This window comes from Streptomyces sp. PA03-6a (genome assembly GCF_033792765.1).
In the GTDB taxonomy this organism is placed as follows: domain Bacteria; phylum Actinomycetota; class Actinomycetes; order Streptomycetales; family Streptomycetaceae; genus Actinacidiphila.
The window spans coordinates 19,330-42,110 of record NZ_JARAVK010000003.1 but is presented as its reverse complement, the minus strand read 5'-3'; the positions used below and the strand labels follow the sequence as shown (position 1 = coordinate 42,110).

Genomic DNA, 22,781 nt, shown 5'->3' with positions numbered 1-22,781 from the left:
ACCGGAACGTGATGGGACGGTCATGGGCACTTGGGCATCGCGGGAACGCGGCGAAGGGCGCGAGGAGCCGGCGGGGCGCACGGCGGCGCGGATGGTGATCGACGCCCATGGCACGGTCGTCGCATGGAGCCCGGAGGCGGAATCCCTCCTCGGCCACCCGGCGGACGACGTGCTCGGCCGGCCCGCGCTGGACCTGCTCGCCCCCGTCCCCGCCCCCGGCACCGCCGACGCCGGATCCGGCGCGTGCGCCGGGCCCGGATGCGTCCTCCTCCGGCACCGTGACGGGCGGACGGTGGCCTGCCGGCCGAGCCTGCGGGCCGTGCGCGACGACGGGACGGGCCCGCGCCTGACCGTCGACCTGCTGACAGGGGTGTCGGGCCTCTCCCCGGACGTCGACCGCGCCCTCCTCGAGGCACTGTTCACCCGCTCGCCCATCGGGCTGTTCGTGCTGGACCCGCAGCTCAGGCTGATGCGGTTCAACCCGGCGGCGGAGGGCATGAACGACCACCGGTCGCAACTCGCCCTCGGGCGGCGACCCACGGAGGTCTGGCCCGACTTCAGCGCCGAGCTCGCCGAGCGCGTGATGAACAGGGTGCTCAGGACCGGGGAGGCCGCGATCTCGTTCGAGAAGCGCGGCCGTCCGCCGGGCGACCCCGCCAAGGAGCACGTCTACTCGGCGTCCGCCTTCCGGCTCGAGTCGGAGGACGGCCGCATCCTCGGCGTGGCCGACGCCGTCGTCGACGTCACGGAACGCCACCTCGCCGAGGCGCGCCTGGCCCTGATGGCCGAGGCGGGACGGAGGATCGGCACCACCCTGGACCCGATCCGCACGGCGCAGGAACTGGCCGAGGTGGGCGTCCCGGTACTCGCCGACTGCGTGAACGTGGACCTGCTGGCCCCCCTCCTCGGGGGCGAGGAGATGGCGGCGGGGCCGGTCGCGGACGACACCGGGCTGCGGCGCGCCGCCACCTCCGCCCGCTGCGGCCGGACCGGGGCGTACACCACGGGTGCGGTCAGCACCCACCTGGTGGGCTCGCCCGCCCTGCAGGTGCTCGCCGACCACGAGCCGCGCCTCGTCCCCCGGCTCAGCCAGGACAGCGCGTGGATCGGCGACGACCCCGTGCGGGGCGGCAGGATCCTGGAGGAGCGGGTGCACTCCCTGATGGTGGTGCCGCTGCTGGTCCGCGACTGCGTGCTGGGCCTGGTCACTTTCCACCGGTGGGACCCGGACCTGGGCCCCTTCGAGGACGACGACCTCACGCTCGCCGTCGACCTCGCCGGCCGCGGCGCGATGGCGCTGGACAACGCCCACCGCTACGTGCGTGAACGCAACGCCGTCCTCGCCCTGCAGCGCGGCATGCTGCCCCAGCGGCTGCCCGCGCCCAGCGCCGTGGAGTGGGCCCACCACCTGGTGCGTTCCGGTGCCGGCGGCGACTGGACGGAGGTCATCCCGCTGCCCGGCGCACGCGTCGCCCTCGTCAGCGGCAGCACCCCCGGCCGTGGCATGCGCACCGCCGCCACCATGGGCCGGCTCCGGGCGGCCGTGCACACCCTGGCCAACCTGGACCAGGCCCCCGACGAGGTCCTCGCCCGCCTGGACGACCTGGTGCGCAACCTCGCCCAGGAGCACGAGGGCGCGGGCTCGGGCTCCCCGGTCGGGGCCACCTGCCTCTACATGGTCTACGACCCCGTGACCCGGCAGAGCACCATGGCCTCGGCGGGCCATCCGCCGCCGGCGGTCGTCCACCCCGACCACACCGTGCGGATCCCGGACGCCCCCGCGGGCGAACCGCTCGGCCGCCCCGGGCCGTCCTTCGAGATGGCCACCCTGGAACTGCCCGCGGGATGCATGCTGGTGCTCCGCACCCCCGGGCTCCTGCAGAGCCACCCGGAGGGGACCGGCCGGGCGGAGTTCGAACGGCTGCTGGCCACGCCCTGCGACTCCCCCCAGGACATGAGCCTGCTGCTCACCGACGCCCTGGTCCCCGCGGACCCGGACCACGACGCCTCTGTGCTCGTGGCCCGCCCCCGGCCGCTCGGCTCCGACTCCGTCGCCACCTGGGACCTGCCGTGCGACCCCGCCGCCGTGGCCACCGCCCGGACGCTGACGACACGTCAGCTCGCGGCGTGGGCCCTGCACGACGAGTGCTTCGCCACCGAACTCATCGTCAGTGAACTGGTCACCAACGCCATCCGGTACGCGGCACCGCCCATCCAGCTCCGGCTCATCCGCGACCGCGCGCTGACCTGCGAGGTCTCCGACACCAGCAGTGCCGCACCCTTCCTGCGCCACGCCCGCACCACCGACGAGGGCGGGCGCGGCCTGCTGCTGGTCTCCCAGTTCGCCGAGCGCTGGGGCACCCGCTACCGGGAGCGCGGCAAGACCATCTGGACCGAGCAGACCATCGCCGTCTAGAGGGGCGCGGAGCCGGCCCTGAATTCTCGTGGGCGGCGGAACGGACGTCCCCGGGGAAATCCCCGGATGGCGGGACGCTTTTTTGCGCCCGCTTTCTCGCCGCGTTCCCCCGGATGCGTGCAGTGCCGCGACGAGCAGGGAGTCAGCCGCTGGTTTTGCTTGATCGGCGCCGCCTATCAAGCAAAAGGAACGGCCTCTTTGACGGGCCGGTGAAGCGGGTCTAGCTTTTGCGCGGATCGGTATTCGCGGCGGTTTCCGCGGTGTTGGAAGCCGGGAAGGCAGGGCAGGCATGAGCGCTCTGGAGGACCCAACGGACGAGCACCTGGAGATCACCTCGCCCAAGACATGGGCGACCGGTCTCCCCGCGGTCACGCACGCACTGCGGTACTCGCTGAGCCAGACCTCGCCCCGCCGGACCATGCTGACCCTGCTGAACGTCAACCAGGCCAAGGGCATCGACTGCCCCGGCTGTGCCTGGCCGGAGGCGGCACCGGGCAAGCGGCACATGAACGAGTACTGCGAGAACGGCGCCAAGCACATCAACGACGAGGCGACGTCGCACCGCGTACGGCGCGAGTTCTTCGAGCGGTACACCGTCGAGGAACTGGGCCGCAAGTCCGACTACTGGCTCAACCAGCAGGGCCGACTCACCGAACCGATGGTCAAGCGGCCGGGCGCGGAGCACTACGAGCCCATTTCCTGGGACGAGGCCATCGCCCTGATGGCCGAGGAGCTGCGGGCCCTGGACTCCCCGGACGAGGCCCTGTTCTACACCTCCGGACGGGTGGGCAACGAGGCCGCCTTCCTCCTCCAGCTCTTCGCCCGCGCCTACGGCACCAACAACCTGCCGGACTGCAGCAACATGTGCCACGAGTCCAGCGGCGCCGCGATGAACGAGACCCTCGGCGTCGGCAAGGGCACCGTCAGCCTGGACGACATCCACGAGGCCGACCTGATCTTCGTCGTCGGACAGAACCCCGGCACCAACCACCCGCGCATGCTGTCCGCACTGGAGGAGACCAAGCGGGGCGGCGGACGCGTCGTCGCCGTCAACACCCTCCCCGAGGCCGGGCTGATGCGGTTCAAGCACCCGCAGAAGGCGCGCGGCGTCATCGGCCGCGGCACGGTCATCGCCGACCAGTTCCTGCACATCCGCGCGGGCGGCGACCTCGCCCTCTTCCAGGCGCTGAACCTGCTGCTCCTGGAGGCCGAGGACGCCGCTCCCGGCACGGTCCTGGACCACGACTTCATCCGCGAGCACAGCACGGGCTTCGAGGAGTTCGCCGAGCACGCCCGCAAGACCTCCTGGGACGACGTGCTGACGGCCACCGGCCTGACCCGCGAGGAGATCGAGCAGGTCCACGAGCGCGTCCTGGCGGCCAAGAGCGTCATCGTCTGCTGGGCCATGGGCGTCACGCAGCAGAAGCACGGTGTGCCGACCATCCGCGAGATCGTCAACTTCCTGATGCTGCGCGGCAACCTGGGCAAGCCCGGCGCCGGGGCGTGCCCGGTGCGCGGCCACAGCAACGTCCAGGGCGACCGCACCATGGGCATCTGGGAGAAGATGCCGCAGAGCTTCCTCGACTCCCTGGGACGGGAGTTCGGCTTCACACCCCCCGTCAAGCACGGCCACGACTCCGTCGACGCCATCCGTGCCATGCGCGACGGCGAGGCGAAGTTCTTCCTCGGGGTGGCGGGGAACTTCATCCGGGCCACCCCCGACAGCGACGTCACGGAGCGGGCGATGCGCCGCTGCCGGCTGACGGCGCACATCTCCACCAAGCTCAACCGCTCGCACACCGTGTGCGGTGACACCGCACTGATCCTGCCCACCCTGGGCCGCAGCGACCGGGACGTCCAGGCCGGCGGCGAGCAGTTCGTCACCGTCGAGGACTCCATGAGCATGGTGCACGCCTCCCGCGGCAAGCTGACGCCCGCCTCCCCCGACCTGCTGAGCGAGGTGGCGATCATCTCCCGGCTGGCCCGGGCCACGCTCGGCGATTCCCCGGCGATCGGCTGGGAGGAGTTCGAGGCCGACTACGGCACCGTCCGGGACCGGATCTCCCGGGTCGTCCCGGGGTTCGCGGACTTCAACCGGCGCGTCGCCGAACCGGGCGGCTTCCAGCTGCCGAACCCGGTGAACGCGATGACCTTCCGGACGCCGAGCGGCAAGGCCGTCTTCACCCGCAACGACTTCGAGATGCCGCGGGCACCGAAGGGCCACCTCATCCTGCAGTCCCTGCGGTCGCACGACCAGTGGAACACCATCCCGTACGCGATGGACGACCGCTACCGCGGCATCCAGGGCGGCCGCCGGGTCGTCATGGTCAACCCCGAGGACATCGCGGCCCTGGGGCTCACCGAGATGCAGATGGTGGACCTGGTGAGCATCTGGACCGACGGCAGCGAGCGCCGGGCCGAGTCCTTCCGCCTGGTGCCCTACCCCACCTCCCGGGGGTCGGCCGCCGCCTACTATCCGGAGACCAACGTCCTGGTCCCGCTGGACAGCGTCGCGGACGTCAGCAACTGCCCCACCTCCAAGGCCGTCGTCGTACGACTGGAGGCGGCGGCATGGGCCGGGTGACCGCGCGGCGGCGGGTGCTGCGGATCAGGGACGGGGTGCCCGGGCACCGCTCGGACACGCTGGCCGCCGAGGAGCCGATGGAGATCCGGGTCGGCGGCCGCGCGCTGACGGTCACCATGCGCACCCCCGGCAGCGACTTCGACCTCGCGGTGGGCTTCCTCGTCAGCGAGGGCGTCATCCACGGTCCGGACGACGTGCTGGGCATCCGCTACTGCGCCGGTGCCACGGACGACGGCGGCAACACCTACAACGTCGTCGACGTCGTCCTGGCCCCTGGTGTGCGCCTCCCGGACCTCTCCCTGGAGCGCAACTTCTACACCACCTCCTCCTGCGGTCTGTGCGGCAAGGCGAGCCTGGACGCGGTGCGGACCACGCAGCACTGGAGCGTGGCGGGCGACGACGCGCAGATCGGCTCCGAGGTGCTCTTCACCCTCCCCGACCGGCTGCGGGCGGCGCAGCGGGTCTTCGACAGCACGGGCGGGCTGCACGCGGCCGGGCTGTTCACGACGGACGGCGAGATGCTGTGCCTGCGTGAGGACGTGGGCCGTCACAACGCCGTCGACAAGGTGGTCGGCCACGCGCTGCAGGAGGGGCTGCTGCCGCTGCGGGGCACCGTGCTCATGGTGAGCGGGCGGGCGTCCTTCGAACTCGTGCAGAAGGCGGCCATGGCGGGCATCCCGGTGCTGGCCGCGGTGTCCGCGCCGTCCTCCCTCGCCGTGGACCTGGCCGACGAGACGGGGATGACCCTGGTGGGCTTCCTGCGCGGCCGCTCGGCGAACGTGTACACCGGCGCCGAGCGGCTGCGCGTGACCCAGCCCGTCGCCTGACGCGGAGCGTCGCCCGGCGGTGCGTGCGCAAGGGCGTGCGCCAGGGGTGCCGCCCGCCGGGCGGCACCCGTTCCGCGCCCGGTGGCGCCGTGACCGCATCCTCGACTCGCCGCGCACGGCACTCACCGGTTCACTGGGAACACGAGCGCTCCGGGCACTTCGCGGAGGCGGGCGCCGTCGGCCCGCCGGGAGCGACTTGGTATACAGCTCGGAACCCGGGAACAGGTCCGACGCGTCTCCCGGCCGGCGGAATCCTGAGAGGTGCTCAGCCGTGCTCTTCCGGCAGCTCGAATACCTGGTGGCCCTGGCGCAGGAGGGGCATTTCGCCCGCGCCGCGCAGAGCTGCGGGGTGTCCCAGCCCTCGTTGTCCGAGGGCATCCGCAAGCTGGAGGAGGAGATGCGGGTCCCGCTGATCCAGCGGGGCCGGCGGTTCGACGGACTCACCGCCGAGGGCGAGCGCGTCGTGGTGTGGGCGCGGCAGATCCTGGCCGACCGGGACGCCATGGAGGGCGAGGTCGCCGCCATGCGCACCGGACTGAGCGGCCGCATCCGCATCGGCGTCGTGCCCAGCGCGGCCACCGCCGTGCCGCGCCTGGTCGACCCGTTGTGCACGCGGCACCCGCTGCTCACCGCGCACATCGTGAACGACCTGACGTCGAGTGACATCCTCACGATGCTCAGGGACTTCACCCTCGACGCCGCAGTCACCTACCTGGACGACGAGGTGCGCGCCGCCTTTCGCACCGTGCCGCTGTACCGGGAGAAGTACGCACTGCTCACCGACGCCTCGTGGGCCCCGGCCGGCGGCGCGACGGCGACCTGGGCGGAGGCGGCGGCCCTGCCACTGTGCCTGCTCACATCGACCATGCGGGGACGGCGCACCATGGACGCCCTCTTCGCCGCGGCCGGGGCCGAACCGACGGCGAGGGTGGAGACCGACTCGTTCGCCTCGCTGATCGCGCACGTCGTGCCCGGGCGATGGGCCGGGATCGCCCCTCTGGCGTGGATCCATGCCCTGGGAGTGCCGCCCGGGGTGCGGGCGGTCCCGATGGTGGAGCCCGCCCGGGCTGCCGAGATAGGGCTGGTCGCCTTCCGCCGGGATCCCGAGTCCGTCATGGTGCAGGCGCTGGTCGCCACCGCGCAGCACGCCGACCTCAAGCCCCTGGAGTCGCTTCCCCGGATGAAGTGAGACCGGGGATCGCGGCCGACGACGCCCGACGGCGGCGGGGCCCGGCGCCGTCGTGGTCGTCGCGCTGCCGGACGAGACGTCCGCCGGGCGTTCGCCGAGTGGCGCAGCCCCGGGACTGCCCGTCTAGGACGTGACCGCGGTCGTGGTCCCGGCGGGGCGGAGCCACACGGTGGTGTCCGCGGGCACCGAGCGGCCGTCGAGCGGTGTGCTGGCCAGCAGCACCTCGTCCCCCTCCGCGAGGGGCAGCGGATCCGGGCCGAAGTTGGTCAGGCACCGCAGCCCCGGCGCGCGGTCGAAGGCGAACCAGGAACCGTCCTCGGGCCCCTGCGGAACCGGCGACGCGTCCGCCGGGACCGGCGCGGCGCGGCGCAGCCGCAGCGCGGAGCGGTACAGGGCGAGCATCGAGGCGGGGTCGTCCTCCTGGGCCCGGACGGTCAGGTCCGCCCAGTCGTCGGGCTGCGGGAACCAGCAGGCGTCAGCGGGGGCGCTGCTGAAACCGTACGGAGCCGCCGGGCCCTCCCAGGGCAGCGGCACCCGGCAGCCGTCGCGGCCGCGCTCGCGGTGGCCGGAGCGCTCCCAGAGGGGATCGCGCAGCCGGTCGTCCGGCACGTGGGCCTGCGGCAGCCCCAGTTCCTCGCCCTGGTAGACGTACGCGGCGCCGGGCAGCGCGAGCATGAGCAGCGCGGCGGCCCGGGCTCGGCGCCGGCCGCGCTGCCCGCCGCCGTAGCGGGTGACCGGGCGGACCGCGTCGTGACTGGACAGGACCCAGGTGACCGGTGCCCCGACGGCCCGCATCGACGCGACGGACCGCCCGATGACCGCGCGCAGCTCCGTCCCGTCCCAAGGGGACTCCAGGAAGGCGAAGTTGAAGGCCTGCTGCATCTCGCCGGGGCTGACGTACCGGGCCAGCCGGGCCGGTTCGAACACGGCGGCCTCGGCCACCATCACGCGCTGCCCCGGGGGGACCGCACCGGGCGGCGCCGGATGGGTGTCCAGCAGCCGGCGCCAGGAACGGAACAGCGGGTGCAGCTCCTCCTGGTCGTGGTACGGCAGCAGGTGGTTGCGCAGGATGTCCTGGTGCTGCCCGGGTCCGGCGTCGGGCAGGCCCGGGGCCTTGAAGAGGGTGTGGGCCACGTCGATGCGGAAACCGTCGACGCCGCGGTCGAGCCAGTGCCGCAGGATCCGCTCGAAGTCGGCGACGACCTCCGGCCGGCGCCAGTTGAGGTCCGGCTGCTCGGGCGCGTGCAGATGCAGGTACCACTCGCCCGGGCCGCCGTCCGGTGCGGGGACACGGGTCCACGCCGGACCCCCGAACGCGGACTCCCAGTCGTTCGGAGGGAGTTCACCGTCCGCGCCGCGTCCGGTGCGGAAGAGGTAGCGGTCCCTCGCCGCGCTCCCCGGGCCGGCCGCGAGGGCCTCCCGGAACCAGGGGTGCGTGTCCGAGGTGTGGTTGGGGACGAGGTCGATCAGGACCCGCAGCCCCAGGCCGTGGGCGCGCGCGACGAAGGCGTCGAAGTCCGCGTCGGTGCCGAGGTCGGGGGCGACGGCGGTGTGGTCGGCGATGTCGTAGCCGCCGTCGGCCAGCGGGGACGGGTAGAACGGGGTGATCCACACCGCGTCCGCCCCCAGCCGGGCCACGTGGTCCAGGCGGTCGGCGGCGCCGGCGAGGTCGCCGACGCCGTCCCCGTCGCCGTCGGCGAACGCACGCGGGTGGATCTCGTAGCAGACCGCGTCCCGCCACCAGGGCGTGGCCGGTGCGGGATGGGTGGTGCTCACGGTGCTCCTCATGCTCCTGTCGGGCCGGACGGGACCGGCAGGGTGCGGCCGGTCTCCGTGGAACGCGTGGCGGCCTCGGCCACCGCGACCGCGGTCCGCCCGGACCGCACGTCGGCCACCGGGGTGCCGCCCCCGGTCGCGCAGCGCAGCAGGTCGGTGAAGGCGGCGCGCACGCTCTCGGCGTACACGTGCTGCTTGCGTGCCTCTCCGCCCAGGTCGACCACGCAGGTCACCCGGTGCGGGACGCTCCGCTCCACACCGCGGCCGCGGGCGGGCGCCGCCGGTCCCGCGTCGCGTTCCACCGTGACGGTGATCCGCTCCTCGCCGTGCGGCCGCAGCCCCGGTACGGCCAGCAGCGCGGCGGCGCGCGCGGGCAGGTCCTCCCAGCGGCGGGCGCCCTGCTCGTCCGTCCAGGCCGTGACCGTCGCGTGGGTCGGGATCCAGCCGGTGACCCGGGCCTCGGCGAAGCCGTAGTCCAGGCGCATCAACTGCCGTTCGGCGCGGTGGGCGTGGGTGAAGGAATGGGTGTGGGTGGCGACGGCGCCGCCGGGGTGGGTGGCGGTGGCCACGACGATGTCGACCGGGCCGCCCTCGCGGCGCACGGCCGTGCCGTGCACCTCGACGGGCTCGCTGCCCATGAGGGCGCGGGCGGCGTCGAAGAAGTGCACGCCGTGCTCGACGTGGATGCCGCCGCTGCGGGCGGGGTCCCAGAACCAGTGGCCGGGGCCCAGGTCCTCGTCGGCGGCGTCGTTCTCGAAGGCGAAGCGCACCAGCGGGTCCAGCAGCCCTTCCTCGCGCAGCCGCTCGAGCATCCGCAGGACGGGGTTGTAGCGCAGGACGTGGTCGACGACGAGGACGCCGGTGGAGCCTTCGGCCTCGGCCTCCACCCGCAGGGCGTCCTCCAGCGTCACGGCCAGCGGCTTCTCGCAGAACACGTGCCGGCCCGCGCGCAGCGCGCCGACGGCGAGTTCCGCGTGGGTGGCCGGGGGAGTGGCGATCGCCACGACGTCCACCCCGCGCAGGCCCGCCAGCGCCGCGGCGTCGGCGGCGACGGCGGCGCCGTGCCGCCGCGCGAGGGCGGCGGCACGGTCACCGTCGGGGTCGGCGCAGGCCACGACGCGTACGCCGGGCAGGTCGGCCACGGCGTCCAGCAGGTAGGCGCCGAACGCGCCGCAGCCGGCCAGGCCCAGACCGAGCGTGGTCACTCGGCACGGTCCAGGCGGGCGACGCCGATGTGGGCGTCGGCCATGCCGTAGAAGACGTAGCGCACGCCGTCGATCTCCTCGATCGCGGTCGGGAAGACGACGTTCGGCACGGTGCCGGAACGCTCCTCCTCCGTCTCCGGCTCCATCAGCGGCTCGTCGGTGCGGGCCAGGATCCGGGCCGGGTCCTGCGGGTCGAGGATCATGGCGCCCGCCGCGTAGCTGACCTTCTGCTGCTGGGCGAAGGGGTCGTCGATGGTGCCGGACACGCCGTGGTGGATGAGCAGCCAGCCCTCCTCGACGCGGATCGGGGCCGGGCCGGCGCCGATCTTGAGCTCTTCCCAGGGGTGCTCGGACAGCGCGACCAGACGGTGGTCACGGGGGCGGGCCAGGGCGCTGAGGTCCTTCTCCACCTCGGCCACCGGGACATAGGAGATCCAGATGCCGGGGCGCTCGTCGGTCACGCCGGCCGGCAGGTGGACGCCCTCCCCGGGACGGAACCAGCCCAGGTCCCACATCGGGCGGTGCAGCATGGCGAAGGCGGGCTCGCCGTCCGGGCCCGGGACGGGCTCGGGGAAGTGCACCACGTCCTTGTTCGGGAAGAGGTTGAGGTCCGTGTCGAGGTCGGCCTGGTAGGCGAACTGGATCGGGCCCAGGCGCTCCCAGGTGACCAGGTCCTTCGAGACGGCCAGCGCCGGCTTGGGGCCGAGCGGGCCGTAGGCGACGTACGACATGACGTGCAGCCCGAGCGCCTCGATCCACGTCGTGCGCGGGTCCTCCACGCCGGCGTTGTTCTTGCCGCGCTCCCAGCCGGCGTCGGGGGCGAGGACGACGCCGCGGCGCTCGACGCCGGTGGGCACGCCGTCCTCGATCACGACCTCGGCGAGGCCCACCCGGGAGACGTTGCCCTCCGAGACGAGGCGGGGCAGCAGGTGCAGGGTGCCGTCCGGGGTGCGGCCGGACGCGGGGTTGAGCACGCCCTCGGCCTCGTTGGCCTCGCCGGCCAGCGGCGACATCACGACGCCGACACGGGTCAGGCGGTAGGGCACGGAGCTGTTGGAGCCGGTGGTACGGGCGGTGCTGGTGGTGCGGTCGTTCACGGCGAGTTCAGCCCTTCGTGGCGGAATCGAGGTCGGTGGAGGTGAAGCGGCTCTGGAAGACGAGGTAGAGGGCCACCGCGGGCGCGGCCAGTACGCAGGCACCGGCGAGGATGGCGCCGAACGGGTTGGCGGCGGCGGAGGAGACCGTGCTGATGTAGTTGGCCAGGGACACCGCCAGCGGCTGCATGTCCTGCTCCTTGGTGACCAGGAACGGCCACAGGAACTCGTTCCACGGCCCGGTGAAGCTCAGCAGCACCACGGAGGCGAGCGCCGGCTTGCACAGCGGGATCGCGATCCGGAACAGGATCTGCAGCTCGCCCGCGCCGTCGATGCGCGCGGCCTCGAACATCGCCTGCGGCAGCTGCAGGAAGAACTGCCGGAAGATGAAGACCGCGCTGGTGTTGATCGCGAACGGCAGGATGATCCCGATGTAGGAGTCGGCCAGGCCGTAGTCTCGGACGATCAGCACGTACAGCGGGATCATCAGCAGCTGGAACGGGATGACCTGCACCAGCAGCACCAGGGCGAAGGTGGAGCCCTTGCCCCGGAAGTGGAGCCGGGCCAGGGCGTACCCCGCCAGCAGACCGAAGACGGTGGTGCAGACGATGACGCCGCCGGTGAAGATCCCGGAGTTGATCAGGGAACGGCCGAGCGAGATGGCCGAGTTGATCTCCGCGTAGTTGTGCAGGGAGAGGTTCCCCGGTTGCGGGAAGGCCCCGGCGGGGCTGCTGTCGGGCTCGCGCTGCAGGGAGCCGATGAGCATGTAGTAGAAGGGGAACAGGAAGGCGAAGGCCCCGGCGAGCAGGGCCAGCCGCGACAGGATCCGGCGGGCGCGCGAGTGCGTGTGCGGCCTGTGGTGCGCCGAGTGGCGCAGGAGCGAGGGGGCGTGTGCGTCGGCCATGTCAGTCCCTCTCCAGCAGACGGCGGTAGAGGAGGGAGATACCGGTGATCAGCACGACGAGGATCACGCCGATCGCCGCGGCCTCGTCCGGGTGGCCCTGCTGCAGACCGCGCTGGTACATCAGCAGCACCGGTGAGGTGGTGGCGCCGTCGGGTCCGCCGCCGCTGGTCAGCAGGTAGGGCTCGGTGAACAGGTTCGCGCCCGTCACCGTCGCCATGACCAGCACCAGCAGCGTCGCGGTGCGCACCGCCGGGACGGTGATGGACCAGAACATCCGCACCTTGCCCGCGCCGTCCAGCGCGGCCGACTCGTAGAGCTCGCCGGGCACGTTCTGCAGCGCCGAGAGGTAGAGCACGATGAAGAAGCCGAGCTGCTTCCAGGCGACGAACAGCGCGATGGTCGGCATCGCGAGGTGCGAGTTGACCAGCCACGACGGGTCCGGCGCGAGCGGCCCGAGCGCCTTGTTGACCAGGCCGTTGGAGTTGAACAGGAAGAGCCACACGCCGACGACGGCGACGCTGGCGGTGATGTACGGGACGTAGTAGGCGGTCCGGAAGAACGTGCGCGCCCGCAGCTTGGAGTTGAGGGCGGTGGCGAGCACGAGCGACGCCGCCACCGTCAGCGGCACGTTGATGACCAGGAAGACCGCGATGTTGCCGAAGGAACGCCACACGGCCGGATCGGTCAGGACGGCCGTGTAGTTGGCCAGCCCCACGAAGGGGCGGTCCACCTGGGCGCCCGGCGCGGCGAAGAAGTAGTCGTGGAAGGAGATCCACACCGCGAAGCCGAGCGGGTACAGGAAGATCGCGGCCAGGTAGATCAGGTACGGGGAGACGAAGGCCAGGCCGATCGGCTGCCGGCCCGCGAACCGCAGCCGGCGCGGCCGCGGCTCACGGCCGGCCCGGGGGCGGGCCCCGCCCCGGGCGGACCCGGGGCGGAGGACGTCATGGTGCGTGGAGGACATGGCCGTGACTCACTGCTTCGCCAGGCCGTCGACCTTGCCCGCGGCCTCGCGGAAGGCGCTCTCGACGTCGCCCTTCCCGAAGATCACGGACTTGGTGTAGGCGTCGCGGAACGTCTGCCAGATCTCGACGGAGTTCGGCACGTTCGGGGCCTCGACGGTGCGGTCGGCCTGCTCGGCGAAGGTCTTGTAGTCCGGGTGCGAGGCGAAGTAGTCGGGGAACGCCGCCGGGAGGTCCTGTCGCATCGGCATCTGGCCGGTGGCCTCCAGCAGCTTGCCGTCCTGCTCCTTGCTGGTGGCGAACTTCAGCACGTCCCAGGCCGTGCCCTTGTTCTTGCACGCGGTGAACATGCCGATGGACTTCTCGTCGCTGAAGGTGCCCTTGGCCTCGGTGCCGGTCGCGGTGGGCACCGGCACGGCGCCCCACTTGACCTTGTCGCCGTAGACGGAGACGGCCCACGGGCCGACGATCGCCATGGCGGCCTTGCCGTCGGCGAAGGAGTCACCGTTGTACTGCTCGTTGGGGGCCAGGTGGTCCGCGTACATGGTCTTCCAGAACTCGGCGGCCTTGACGCCGTCGGGCGAGGCGAACTGGGCCTTGCCGTCCTCGACGAGCTGCTTGCCGGTCTGGGCCGCGAAGAGCGGGTAGAAGTCGAACCAGGACTGGTAGAACTCGGAGGTGGGCGCCGGCCAGATGGCGGCGTGCACACCGCCCTTCACCAGGGCGCGCGAGGTGGTCAGGAAGTCCTGGTAAGTGGAGAGCTTGGGGTGCTCGGGGTCGAGCCCGGCCTTCTTGAACAGGTCCTTGTTGTAGAAGATCATGACGGGGTTGCTCTTCCAGGGCATCTGGTAGTGCTTGCCGTCGGGCGACGCGTACTGAGAGAGCCGGTCGCCGGTCCGCGCCTTGAGGTACGCCTCCCCGCCGGGGAAGTCGTCCAGGGCCACCAGGCCGCCCTGCTTCTGGAAGCCGGGCACGGCCGCGGGGGCGGTGTTGAGGATCAGGCACGGGGCGTTGCCCGCCGTGATGGCCGCGCCGATGACCTCCTCGGAGCTCTTGCCCGCCGGTATCTCCTGCGCCTTCACCTTCTCGTCGGGGTGGGCGGCGTTCCAGGACGCGACCATGCTCTTGCCCCAGGCGACCTCCTGGGCGTTGTTGGAGTACCAGACCGTGATCGGCCCGTGGGCGGCGTCGCCGCCCCCGGCGGTGTCCGACCCGCCGCTGCCGCACGCCGCGAGGGGCACGGTCAGGGCGACGGCCGAGAGGACGGTCAGGAGGGTTTTCTTCATTGCGGTGGCTCCGGGTTCTCAAGGGGTGGGGAGAGGCCGTTCCGGGGCGTCGTCCTGCCTCGGTGACGGCCCTCCGGGGAGCGGAGAACGTCGTGGGCGCGTCGGGCGCGCGTTCAGGGGCGGGTGGTGCCGGCGGGGGCCGGGCCCGTGGAGCCGCGCACCATGAGCGCGGCCGGGTCCAGTTCCACGTGCGGGGTGGTGCCCTGCTCGATCGTCTCGATCAGGGCGAGTGCGGCGGCGCGGCCCCAGGTGGCGGCGTCGGCACGGCAGGTGGTGAGCGAGGGTCTGGTCCAGGAGGCCAGCGGTACGTCGTCGAAGCCGACCACCGACAGGTCGTCGGGCAGCCGCAGACCGGCCTCCTGCGCGACCGCCATGCCCGCGGTGGCCGACAGGTCGTTGGCGTACACGATGGCGGTGGGCCGGTCGCCCCGCGTGATCAGGGCCTGCGTCGCGAGCGCGCCGCCCTCGGCGGTGAAGCCGCCCGGCAGCACGGGGCCCGGGGGCAGGCCCGCCTCCGCGAGCGCGTCCCGCCAGGCGCCCAGCCGCCGCTGGGCGTGCAGGTACTCCTCGGGGCCCGCGACGTAGGCGATGTGGCGGTGGCCGAGTCCGACGAGGTGGTGGACGGCGCCCGCGACCACCGGCCGGTCGTCCAGGTTCACGGTGGCGATCCCCTCGACGCCGTCGTCGGCGCCGACGGCCACGGCGGGCAGGCCCAGTTCCCGCAGCAGCGTGGGGCGGGGGTCGCCCACGCGCAGGTCGGTGAGGAACACCCCGTCCACGCGCTGGTCGTCCACCAGGCGGCGGTAGGTGTCCATCTCGTTGCGGGGGCCCGTCACGTGCAGCATGAGGCCGTCACCGGACTCGGATATGACGGACTCGATGCCCGCCATGAAGGCCGGGTAGAAGGGGTCGGTGCCGATCAGGTCGGGTTCGCGCGTCAGGACCAGGCCGACGGCCCTGGCCCGCCCGGTCGACAGCGCACGGGCGCTGCGGCTCGGCGTCCAGCCCAGCTTCTCGGCCGCCGCGCGGACCCGTTCCTGGGTCGCGGCGGCCACGCCGGGGCGGTCGTTGAGGACGAAGGAGACCGTCGCCCTGGACACACCCGCCAGCTGGGCGACATCGGCGATCGTGGGGCGTCTGGCCATGCGGACTCTCCGTGTACGGCGGCGGAAGGGCGCCACATCCGCATCCGCGGGTCCCGTCGGCCGGCGTACCCCGAGGGGCACACCGTCCGGCGGCACCTTCGGCGCCGGAGGCAGCACGTTCTTGCACTCGCATACCGGGGCAACCAACGCGAAGGGATCTCGTCACCTCGTGTTTGAACCGGTTTAAACGAGCGATGTGAGGAACCATGAACCTCGGGGGGCGGAGTGTCAAGGGCCTACTCTCAGTTGGAGAGTTATATGCGGCAAGTGCGGCGATAAGTCCGAAATGTCGTATCGGTGCACCGGTCACCACGTACCGCGCGGGCCGTGACAGTGCGTCACAGCCCCTGCGGGGTGCCGGTACGGCGCGGCGTGCTGCTAGCGTCTGCCCAACCCCGCGGTGGGCGGCGGGCGGCGGACGGAGGCAACGACGGAGACGGATGTGTTCCCGGACACGGTCCTGCGCACCGAACGGCTCCTCCTGCGCGCGTTCGCCCCGGACGACGCCCACGACACCCGGGCCAGTTGTGAGGACCCCCACACCCAGCGGTGGCTGCCCCTGCCCCGCCCCTACACGCTCGACGACGCGACGGCCTGGTGCACGACGGTCTCCCACGCCCTGCGCGAGTCCGGCGACGGCATCCACTTCGCCGTCACCGACGCGGACGGCGGACGACTGCTGGGCACCGTCGGCCTGAAGCGGACCGACCGGCGGGCGCTGACGAGCGAGGTCGGCTACTGGGTCTCCCCCTGGGCGAGGGGACGCGGCATCGCCACGGAGGCGACCCGGACCCTCGCGACCTGGCTGCTGACCGAACAGGGCTTCCAGCGCCTGGAACTCCGCGCGGCCACGGGCAACACCGCCTCCCAGCGCGTCGCCACGAAGGCCGGCCTGCGCCGTGAAGGCGTCCTGCGCAACGCGGGGTTCGTGCACGCCGGCCGCGTCGACCTCGTCCTGTTCTCCCTGGTGCCGGGGGACTTGGCGGGTGCCGCTGATGGCTGACCGGGGCAGGTCCGTGGGCGGGTCGCGGTCCGGCGCGACCGGGCGATCTGCCGCGAGCCCGTCATCCGGCGGTGAGTGGGACGATGAGTTCGACCTCGCCCGGGTCAAACCGCGGGCGTGAGGCCGCCGTTTCGGACGAACGGCTTGCGACTTCACCGCCTGACGGGCCCAACCCGACCATGACCAGAGTTCTCAGCCATGACCGCCGGCAACCCTACGCCGCCGGCCGTCGGCCATGACGTATCCGCCCGCATCGTCGACGTCCCCGACGGCACCGCGCCCCGGATCATCTCGCTCGGCCAAGCCCTCGCCGACGGCACGCCCGCGGTCGTCCCGCCCAGCGCGCCCGAGCGGTCCCGTACTCGCGAAGCCGGCGCGACCGCCAGGGCGTAAAGGCAGGAGCCGGCCCGATTCCACGCCATGCTCGACCCCAGCCCGGGCAAGCCAACGGCCAAAGACCGCGCCAACACCCGCCTGTATCGTCATCCACTGCGGGATTCGGAGGGCAACAGCCAGCAGTCTCGGACCCTGACGCCGCCACCACGAGCCGACCGACATCACGAGTTCAAGTTCAGTGGCCGGCCCGTAGATCACTGCCTCGCACAACTTTCAGGGGAGGCGCAGTGCCGGTGCCGCCTGATCAGGTCGAGTACCTGGCCGCGCAGACCGCCGACCAGTACGCCGACGTAGAGGCCCGACTCCTCCGCGTCATTGCCTGGCAGCTCGCACAGGGCATGGAGGCCGCCTCACTCAGGTCGAGTTCATCGCACGTCACCGCGGACGCGAGCAGCGTTGGGCGGCCGGGGCCCGGAAGAACGAGGCCGACCACCAGAACGAGAGGTGACGCCATGGGCATGCGGGCCGACATCACGCACGCGATCGCGCAGGGGCGGAGGCCGGCGGGACCGGCCAGCGCGCCACTGTGTGCCCGTACCCTGCCTCGTCGCTGCTCCGCAAGGCGTGGATCAAGGGTTACGCCTCGACCGTGCCGAGGGCGAGCGCCAGCAGCTGGCACTACCCAGCAGCAGCCCCGTAGAGGCCGGTCGAGGAGCCTACGCCGCTGTCTGCCTGTTGCGGTTCTCCCGCCGGATGAACAGGCTGGCGGCCATCGAAACCGTGAAAAAGCACGCCGCCCCGTATTCACCGGTTGCGACGGCGTAGCCCTCGTTACCGGCGCTGATACAGGCGAAGCCCAGCGCGCCCGAGGCGTCCCGCACCGCGGTGATCCACTTACGCTGGACGGAGTCGCGGACGGCCAACGCGAAGGCGCCGACAGCGAGAAGGGCGAAGAGGACCGAACCAGTCCAGTGACCAGGCACCGGCAGATGATCGCACAGCGTGTTGATCATGGCTAGGTCCAGGAGCGGGGATCCGTGCACGCGCACGGGACGGCCTTGCCCACTGATCGCCAAGCTCGACGCCACCTCACGGGGCCCGACCGCCAGGCGCGGGCGGCCCCTTTTTGCATGCCCAGAAACGGGCCCCCTCCCGCGCTTCCTGGCATGGTCGCAGCGGTTTGCGCACCCAGGCTCTTGCGACCCGCGACCCGGACGGCTCGCACGCTTGACCGCGACGCGCCACCCCGGCCAGCCGTTTCTCCAGAGTGACTGGTACTGCGACTGGTCGATCATGCGCCGGCTGCGCAGCAGCACTCCAGACAGTCGCTCAGTGGGCTCTTCGTCTTCCTCGTGGCGAGTTCGTCGATGCGGAGAGCGGTCTCGCCGCAGTACGCCGACCGCGGGCAGCACTCGCGGCGGAGGGGCGCCCGGGCATGCCGCAGGCCCCCGCCGCGCCGTTGCGGCAGGGGCCCGACTCATGGCGATGAGGGCTCGAACGGGGAGAGTCGGAGCCCTCCAACTACACCATCGCCCAGCCTCGTCGTGGTCGCGCGTGCCCGCACGTCACGGTGGGCCGGTCAGGTGATGTCCTCAGAGGGCGACCGCCCCCAGGCCGTGAGCATGCCGGGGGACAGGTCGGCGCACTGGGGTGAGTCCAGGTAGCGCAGGGCCTCGTCGACGAGGGTGTCGTCGACGAGGCCGGTGGCGGTCATGGTGGACCGGGTCCGGTTCCAGGTCTCCGCCCAGAACCGGCTGATCGTGCTGCCGGGCAGGAGCGGCGGAACGTGGATCTCCGCCGCGACCGATCGGAGCCCGGCCGCCCTGAGCATCCCGGGGTAGCGCGGCACCCGTGAGACGTCGGTGCCGATGGTGTCGTGCAGCCCCCGCCACATCGCCCGCATGGCCAGCGTGTACGGCGTGTCGGGGGCGGCGGCGGTGGTCAGGTCCACGGCGTCGCAGACCACCAGGACGCCGCCGGGGGCGAGCAGGCCGCCGAGCGTGGCGATCATCCGCTCCGGCGACGGCAGGTGCATCAGCACGAACCGCGCGTGGACGAGGTCGAACCGGCCCGGCGGGAAGCCGCCCACGGTGACGTCCGCCTGCCGCACCGTGAGGCCCGGCGTCGGACGTGCCGCCAGGAACCGTACGTCCCGGTCGACCGCGAGCACCTCGCTGACCCCGGCCTCGCGCAGCAGTCTGCGCGCCACCGTGCCCGTGCCGGCGCCGACGTCCAGGCAGCGCCACCCGGGGCCCGCCCCGAGCTGCCGCAGGCGGGTGAGGGTGGTGTCGTCGTACGAGGCGGCGGCGAGGTCGATGCGGTCGCCCTCGCCGGCGTCCTCCGGGCGGAAGAAGCGCTCACCGTAGCGACCGGCGCTGGTCATGCCCTCATTGTGGCAAGCACCGGACGAGCGCACCCGTCGGCGGCCGGTCGCTACACCGCGGTGAACCCGCCGTCGACGGTGAGCGTGGCGCCGTGGATCTGCGAGGCCTCGTCGCTCGCCAGGAACACGACGGCCGACGCCACCTCCGCCGGGTCGCCTGCGCGGCGCGAGGGCATGCGCGAGATGATCGGGGTCAGGTGCTCCTCCATCGCCGCGACCTTCTCCGTCAGGGTAGGACCGGGAGCGACGGTGTTGACCCGGACCCCGTGCGGTCCGTACTCCGCGGCCCACGACATGGTGAGCGAGTGCACGGCCGCCTTGGTCATGCTGTAGAGCGCCGAATGCGCCATGCCCCGCATGCCGTTGATGGACCCCAGGTTGACCACGGCGCCGTGGCCGCGCTCGGCCATGGGCGGCGCCAGCAGGCCGGTGAGGAGGAACACCGACCGCACGCTCACCGCCAGCGCCTGGTCGACGGTCTCCTGCGGGACCTCGGCGGTCGGCGTGGGCGTGAGCAGGAGCGCCGCGTTGTTGACGAGGACGTCGATCCGGCCGCCGGCCGCCGCGAGCGCGTCGGTGGCGAGGCGGCCGACGGCGTCGGCGCCGCCCGACAGGTCGGCGCCGACGAACGCCGCCGAGCCCCCGTCCTTCTCTATGCGTGCCACCACGTCGGCACCGCGGGCCGCGTCGCGTCCGCTGACGACGACGAACGCGCCCTCGGCAGCCAGGGCCGCCGCGATGGCGGCGCCGAGGCCCGTGGTGGAACCGGTGACCAGGGCCGTCCGCCCGGTGAGTCGCTTGCTCATGTTTCCGCACCTTTCTCCGTGAACCGGCTGGGAACGGCCAAGGTGCCACCCGGAAATTGGACCTGCAAGTCCAAAAAGTGGCAGGATGGAGGCATGGCAGCACGACTGACGGCCAAGGGCGCCGCCACCCGGCAGCGCATCGTCGAGGGGGCCGCGGAGGAGATCCGCGAGCGAGGCGCGGTCGAGACCACCCTGGACGACATCCGCGCCCGCACGGCCACCAGCAAGAGCCAGCTCTTCCACTACTTCCCCGGCGGCAAGGAGGAACTGCTGCTCGCCGTGGCCCGTCACGAGGCCGGCCGGGTCCTGGCCGACCAGCAGCCGCACCTCGGCGCGCTCACCTCCTGGCAGGCCTGGTACGACTGGCGGGACGCGGTCGTCGACCGCTACCGGCGGCAGGGGCAGCAGTGCCCGCTCGGCACGCTCATCTCGCAGCTGAGCCCCGCCACGCCCGGCGCGCAGGCCGTCACCAGCGAACTCCTCGCCTCGTGGCAGGCCCAGATCACCACCGGCATCCGGGCCATGCAGGAGCAGCGGGAGATCTCACCGGAGCTGGACGCCGACCATGTCGCGTCCGCCCTCCTCGCGGGCATCCAGGGCGGTGTCTCGATCCTGATGTCGACGGGCTCGCTCACGCACCTGGAAGCCGCCCTCGACCTGGGCATCGAACGGCTCCTCGCCGCACCCGTACCGGTACCCGCACCCGTGCCGTCGGCCCCCTGACCGGGCACGGCACCCCTCAGAGCACCTCCAGCGGCACGGGCCCGCGGGGCGGCGGGAACGCGGCGTCCAGCGCCGCCAGCGCTTCCGCGGGGAGTCGCAGGTCCGCCGCGGCGCGGTTCTCGCGCACGTGCTCGGGCCGCCCCGAGCGGGGGATCGCCGCCACGCCCTGCTCCAGCACCCACGCCAGCGCCACCTGGGCGGGCGTGGCGCCGAGGCCGTCCGCCACGGCCAGCAGCGGTGCGGAACGCAGCAGTCTGCCCTGCTCAATGGGGGAGTACGCCATCACTCCGGCCCGGTTGCGCCGGCACCAGGGGAGCAGGTCCCACTCGATGCCGCGCCGGGTGAGGTTGTAGAGCACCTGGTCCACCGCGACGGCGGAACCGCCCGGGAGGGAGACCAGTTCGGCCATGTCCCCGGCGTCCAGGTTGCTGACCCCCCAGGTGCGGATCTTGCCGGCGGCCATCAGCTCGGTGAACCCGGCCAGCGTCTCCTCCAGCGAATGCCGCCCCCGCCAGTGCAGCAGGTACAGGTCCAGGATGTCCGTGCGGAGCCGTCGCAGACTCGCCTCGCAGGCCGCGACGACACCACGGCGGTCGGCGTGGTCGGGCAGCACCTTGCTGACGAGGAACACCTCGGCACGGTGTCCCGCGATGGCCTCCCCGACCAGTTCCTCCGCCGCGCCGTCACCGTACATCTCGGCGGTGTCGACGATCGACATGCCCAGGTCCACACCGAGCCGCAGGGCGGCGACCTCCTCGCGGCGGCGGCCCGGGTCCGCACCGAGGTGCCAGGTGCCCTGGCCGAGCGCGGGGACGTCCCTCGAGGACAGCCGGACCGTACGCATCGACGCTGTCGCCATCCCTGCCTCCCCGGCACGACACACCTTCAGGCCACCACCGCGCATCCGGTCCTGCAACTCGGTGGACGGCGCCGGCTCCTACTCCGGCACCGGCGCGCGGACGTTGCCGGTGAACGACGGGTGGAGGCGGGCGGATCCCAGGAGTTCGGCCGCGCCGCGCACCGCCGCCGTGTGCGGCGCCGGCACCACCTTGACGGGGACGTCGAGCCGGCGCGCGAGACGGTAGACGACCTCGGGGCGCAGTGCGCCCCCGCCGGCGAGGAGGATGCCGTGCGCCAGGGCGGCCGGCGCGGCCGCCGTCCGGTCCTCCTCCAGCACGGTCGCCACGGTGGCCACCAGCGCGTCGACGAGGCGTGCGGCGGCAGCGGGGTCCGCGTCGAGGTCGGCGGTGCCGGGCTTCGCGCGGTGCGCGTCGGTCACCGCGCCGTCGACCAGCAGGACCGTCTCCGTGAGGTGGGCGCCGACGTCCACCACGAGCAGCGGGCGGTTCAGGTCCTCGCGGGCCGCGAGGGCCACCGCCCGCGCCGTGGGCACCGTCAGGACGGTGCGCGGCCGCAGGACCTCCACGGCGGCCCGGGCCGCCGCGCGGTAGGCGACGCCGTCCAGGACGGGCGCCGTCAGCACGACCAGCGGGCGGCCGAGACCGGGCAGCCGGTGGCGGAGCAACCGGTCGAGCATCCGGGCGGTGCCGGGGACGTCGATGACTCCGCTGCGGACGGGGCGGACGCTGCGGACGGGGCGGACGGGGCGGACGGTGCCCGAGCCCGGGAACGTCACCGTGGGCACGTCGAGCACCATGCCCCGGCCGAGGGCCCAGACCCGCGTGCGGGCACTGCCGAGGTCGATGGCGAACCCCGTCTGCCGGCGGACCGGCAGCCACGGCGCGCTCATCCCTCGGCCCCCCGCGCCTGCAGGCAGCGGCCGCAGTAACGGGCCTGGGGGACGACCACCAGGTGGTTCAGCGGGATGGGCTCCCGGCACAGCGGACAGAACCCGTACCGCCCCTCGCGCATGCGCTCCAGGGCCGCCTCGACGTCGGCGAGCACCATCCGGGCCGCGGCGGCGAGCGCGGCGCGGACCTCTTCCCGTGCGGCCGCCCGCTCTCCCGCCCGCCCTCCCGGCGGCTGGTGCGGTTCGGCCGGCACGGCCGCGGCCACCTGCCGCAACTGCTCCCGGCGGAAGAGGCGTTGCTCGTCGAGGCTCACGCGCAGCGCGGCGAGGTCCTCGGCGGACAGATGCGCGGCGCGGTCGTCCGCGGTCCGGTGGTTCACCACGTCACCCTT

21 protein-coding genes are annotated in these 22,781 nt (G+C 72.9%); 8 read left to right on the top strand and 13 right to left on the bottom strand.

The window, feature by feature from the left end:
- Positions 1-22: 22 nt before the first annotated feature.
- The 4 genes from PV350_RS01335 to PV350_RS01320 all read left to right on the top strand — a co-directional run bounded on the left by PV350_RS01335 (position 23) and on the right by PV350_RS01320 (position 7,016).
- Positions 23-2,416, top strand: coding sequence for a SpoIIE family protein phosphatase (locus tag PV350_RS01335; RefSeq protein WP_500332549.1), 2,394 nt, complete (start codon positions 23-25; stop codon positions 2,414-2,416).
- Between the two features lie 289 nt (positions 2,417-2,705).
- A complete protein-coding gene (locus tag PV350_RS01330) occupies positions 2,706-5,000 on the top strand; it encodes an FdhF/YdeP family oxidoreductase (RefSeq protein WP_500332548.1) in 2,295 nt (764 codons plus the stop codon).
- Positions 4,988-5,827 (top strand): formate dehydrogenase accessory sulfurtransferase FdhD, encoded by an 840-nt coding sequence (gene fdhD, locus PV350_RS01325; RefSeq protein ID WP_499515935.1) that lies wholly within the window; start codon positions 4,988-4,990, stop codon positions 5,825-5,827. The genes PV350_RS01330 and fdhD overlap by 13 nt, the downstream gene beginning before the upstream one ends.
- Positions 5,828-6,098: 271 nt before the next feature.
- Entirely contained in the window at positions 6,099-7,016 is a 918-nt protein-coding gene (locus PV350_RS01320; protein WP_499515936.1) for a LysR family transcriptional regulator, read from the top strand.
- A 123-nt stretch (positions 7,017-7,139) separates the two neighbouring features.
- On the opposite strand, the gene PV350_RS01315 is transcribed toward PV350_RS01320, so the two are convergent.
- From PV350_RS01315 to PV350_RS01285, 7 genes are all read right to left on the bottom strand, one after another.
- The gene (locus tag PV350_RS01315) at positions 7,140-8,804 is read right to left on the bottom strand and encodes a glycoside hydrolase family 13 protein (protein WP_500332547.1); all 1,665 of its coding nucleotides are present in this window, start codon (positions 8,802-8,804) and stop codon (positions 7,140-7,142) included.
- Positions 8,801-9,997, bottom strand: a complete 1,197-nt coding sequence (locus PV350_RS01310) for a Gfo/Idh/MocA family protein (protein ID WP_499515938.1) — start codon at positions 9,995-9,997, stop codon at positions 8,801-8,803. Before PV350_RS01310 ends, PV350_RS01315 begins: the two co-directional genes overlap by 4 nt.
- The gene (locus PV350_RS01305; RefSeq protein ID WP_499517027.1) at positions 9,994-11,010 is read right to left on the bottom strand and encodes a glycoside hydrolase family 130 protein; all 1,017 of its coding nucleotides are present in this window, start codon (positions 11,008-11,010) and stop codon (positions 9,994-9,996) included. The genes PV350_RS01310 and PV350_RS01305 overlap by 4 nt, the downstream gene beginning before the upstream one ends.
- Before the next feature lie 91 nt (positions 11,011-11,101).
- The gene (locus PV350_RS01300; protein ID WP_499515939.1) at positions 11,102-11,995 is read right to left on the bottom strand and encodes a carbohydrate ABC transporter permease; all 894 of its coding nucleotides are present in this window, start codon (positions 11,993-11,995) and stop codon (positions 11,102-11,104) included.
- A 1-nt stretch (position 11,996) separates the two neighbouring features.
- Positions 11,997-12,959 carry a carbohydrate ABC transporter permease gene (locus PV350_RS01295; protein WP_500332546.1) on the bottom strand — a complete coding sequence of 321 codons (963 nt, stop codon included), beginning with the start codon at positions 12,957-12,959 and terminating at the stop codon, positions 11,997-11,999.
- A gap of 9 nt (positions 12,960-12,968) precedes the next feature.
- Positions 12,969-14,243 (bottom strand): extracellular solute-binding protein, encoded by a 1,275-nt coding sequence (locus PV350_RS01290; RefSeq protein ID WP_500332545.1) that lies wholly within the window; start codon positions 14,241-14,243, stop codon positions 12,969-12,971.
- A gap of 113 nt (positions 14,244-14,356) precedes the next feature.
- Positions 14,357-15,388, bottom strand: coding sequence for a LacI family DNA-binding transcriptional regulator (locus tag PV350_RS01285; protein WP_499515942.1), 1,032 nt, complete (start codon positions 15,386-15,388; stop codon positions 14,357-14,359).
- Between the two features lie 442 nt (positions 15,389-15,830).
- On the opposite strand from PV350_RS01285, the gene PV350_RS01280 reads away from it, so the two are divergent.
- The 3 genes from PV350_RS01280 to PV350_RS01270 all read left to right on the top strand — a co-directional run bounded on the left by PV350_RS01280 (position 15,831) and on the right by PV350_RS01270 (position 17,427).
- Positions 15,831-16,391 (top strand): GNAT family N-acetyltransferase, encoded by a 561-nt coding sequence (locus PV350_RS01280; protein ID WP_499515943.1) that lies wholly within the window; start codon positions 15,831-15,833, stop codon positions 16,389-16,391.
- A gap of 198 nt (positions 16,392-16,589) precedes the next feature.
- Positions 16,590-16,784 carry a hypothetical protein gene (locus PV350_RS01275; RefSeq protein WP_499515944.1) on the top strand — a complete coding sequence of 65 codons (195 nt, stop codon included), beginning with the start codon at positions 16,590-16,592 and terminating at the stop codon, positions 16,782-16,784.
- A gap of 529 nt (positions 16,785-17,313) precedes the next feature.
- Positions 17,314-17,427 (top strand): Rmf/CrpP family protein, encoded by a 114-nt coding sequence (locus PV350_RS01270; RefSeq protein WP_499515945.1) that lies wholly within the window; start codon positions 17,314-17,316, stop codon positions 17,425-17,427.
- Between the two features lie 16 nt (positions 17,428-17,443).
- Here PV350_RS01270 and PV350_RS01265 read toward each other — a convergent pair whose 3' ends face one another.
- The 3 genes from PV350_RS01265 to PV350_RS01255 form a co-directional block, all read right to left on the bottom strand.
- A complete protein-coding gene (locus tag PV350_RS01265; RefSeq protein ID WP_500332544.1) occupies positions 17,444-17,740 on the bottom strand; it encodes a hypothetical protein in 297 nt (98 codons plus the stop codon).
- Positions 17,741-18,306: 566 nt separating this feature from the next.
- Positions 18,307-19,110 (bottom strand): class I SAM-dependent methyltransferase, encoded by an 804-nt coding sequence (locus PV350_RS01260; RefSeq protein WP_500332543.1) that lies wholly within the window; start codon positions 19,108-19,110, stop codon positions 18,307-18,309.
- A gap of 50 nt (positions 19,111-19,160) precedes the next feature.
- Positions 19,161-19,916, bottom strand: a complete 756-nt coding sequence (locus PV350_RS01255) for an SDR family NAD(P)-dependent oxidoreductase (RefSeq protein WP_499515948.1) — start codon at positions 19,914-19,916, stop codon at positions 19,161-19,163.
- A 93-nt stretch (positions 19,917-20,009) separates the two neighbouring features.
- Between PV350_RS01255 and PV350_RS01250 the strand changes: the two genes are divergently transcribed.
- On the top strand, positions 20,010-20,639 hold the full coding sequence (locus tag PV350_RS01250; RefSeq protein WP_500332542.1) for a TetR/AcrR family transcriptional regulator: 630 nt from the start codon (positions 20,010-20,012) through the stop codon (positions 20,637-20,639).
- A gap of 16 nt (positions 20,640-20,655) precedes the next feature.
- Here PV350_RS01250 and PV350_RS01245 read toward each other — a convergent pair whose 3' ends face one another.
- The 3 genes from PV350_RS01245 to PV350_RS01235 form a co-directional block, all read right to left on the bottom strand.
- On the bottom strand, positions 20,656-21,498 hold the full coding sequence (locus tag PV350_RS01245; protein ID WP_500332541.1) for an aldo/keto reductase: 843 nt from the start codon (positions 21,496-21,498) through the stop codon (positions 20,656-20,658).
- Between the two features lie 78 nt (positions 21,499-21,576).
- Positions 21,577-22,389 carry a rod shape-determining protein gene (locus tag PV350_RS01240; protein ID WP_500332540.1) on the bottom strand — a complete coding sequence of 271 codons (813 nt, stop codon included), beginning with the start codon at positions 22,387-22,389 and terminating at the stop codon, positions 21,577-21,579.
- The gene (locus tag PV350_RS01235) at positions 22,386-22,772 is read right to left on the bottom strand and encodes a TraR/DksA family transcriptional regulator (RefSeq protein ID WP_499515952.1); all 387 of its coding nucleotides are present in this window, start codon (positions 22,770-22,772) and stop codon (positions 22,386-22,388) included. Before PV350_RS01235 ends, PV350_RS01240 begins: the two co-directional genes overlap by 4 nt.
- Positions 22,773-22,781: the final 9 nt, after the last annotated feature.

Bases quoted from the DNA above. Each gene is read 5' to 3' on its own strand.
- PV350_RS01335 (WP_500332549.1), top strand. From the start codon at position 23: ATGGGCACTTGGGCATCGCGGGAACGCGGCGAAGGGCGCGAGGAGCCG.
- PV350_RS01330 (WP_500332548.1), top strand. From the start codon at position 2,706: ATGAGCGCTCTGGAGGACCCAACGGACGAGCACCTGGAGATCACCTCG.
- fdhD (WP_499515935.1), top strand. From the start codon at position 4,988: ATGGGCCGGGTGACCGCGCGGCGGCGGGTGCTGCGGATCAGGGACGGG.
- PV350_RS01315 (WP_500332547.1), bottom strand. From the start codon at position 8,804: ATGAGGAGCACCGTGAGCACCACCCATCCCGCACCGGCCACGCCCTGG.
- PV350_RS01305 (WP_499517027.1), bottom strand. From the start codon at position 11,010: ATGTCGCCGCTGGCCGGCGAGGCCAACGAGGCCGAGGGCGTGCTCAAC.
- PV350_RS01300 (WP_499515939.1), bottom strand. From the start codon at position 11,995: ATGGCCGACGCACACGCCCCCTCGCTCCTGCGCCACTCGGCGCACCAC.
- PV350_RS01295 (WP_500332546.1), bottom strand. From the start codon at position 12,959: ATGTCCTCCACGCACCATGACGTCCTCCGCCCCGGGTCCGCCCGGGGC.
- PV350_RS01290 (WP_500332545.1), bottom strand. From the start codon at position 14,243: ATGAAGAAAACCCTCCTGACCGTCCTCTCGGCCGTCGCCCTGACCGTG.
- PV350_RS01285 (WP_499515942.1), bottom strand. From the start codon at position 15,388: ATGGCCAGACGCCCCACGATCGCCGATGTCGCCCAGCTGGCGGGTGTG.
- PV350_RS01275 (WP_499515944.1), top strand. From the start codon at position 16,590: ATGACCGCCGGCAACCCTACGCCGCCGGCCGTCGGCCATGACGTATCC.
- PV350_RS01265 (WP_500332544.1), bottom strand. From the start codon at position 17,740: ATGATCAACACGCTGTGCGATCATCTGCCGGTGCCTGGTCACTGGACT.
- PV350_RS01260 (WP_500332543.1), bottom strand. From the start codon at position 19,110: ATGACCAGCGCCGGTCGCTACGGTGAGCGCTTCTTCCGCCCGGAGGAC.
- PV350_RS01255 (WP_499515948.1), bottom strand. From the start codon at position 19,916: ATGAGCAAGCGACTCACCGGGCGGACGGCCCTGGTCACCGGTTCCACC.
- PV350_RS01250 (WP_500332542.1), top strand. From the start codon at position 20,010: ATGGCAGCACGACTGACGGCCAAGGGCGCCGCCACCCGGCAGCGCATC.
- PV350_RS01245 (WP_500332541.1), bottom strand. From the start codon at position 21,498: ATGGCGACAGCGTCGATGCGTACGGTCCGGCTGTCCTCGAGGGACGTC.
- PV350_RS01240 (WP_500332540.1), bottom strand. From the start codon at position 22,389: ATGAGCGCGCCGTGGCTGCCGGTCCGCCGGCAGACGGGGTTCGCCATC.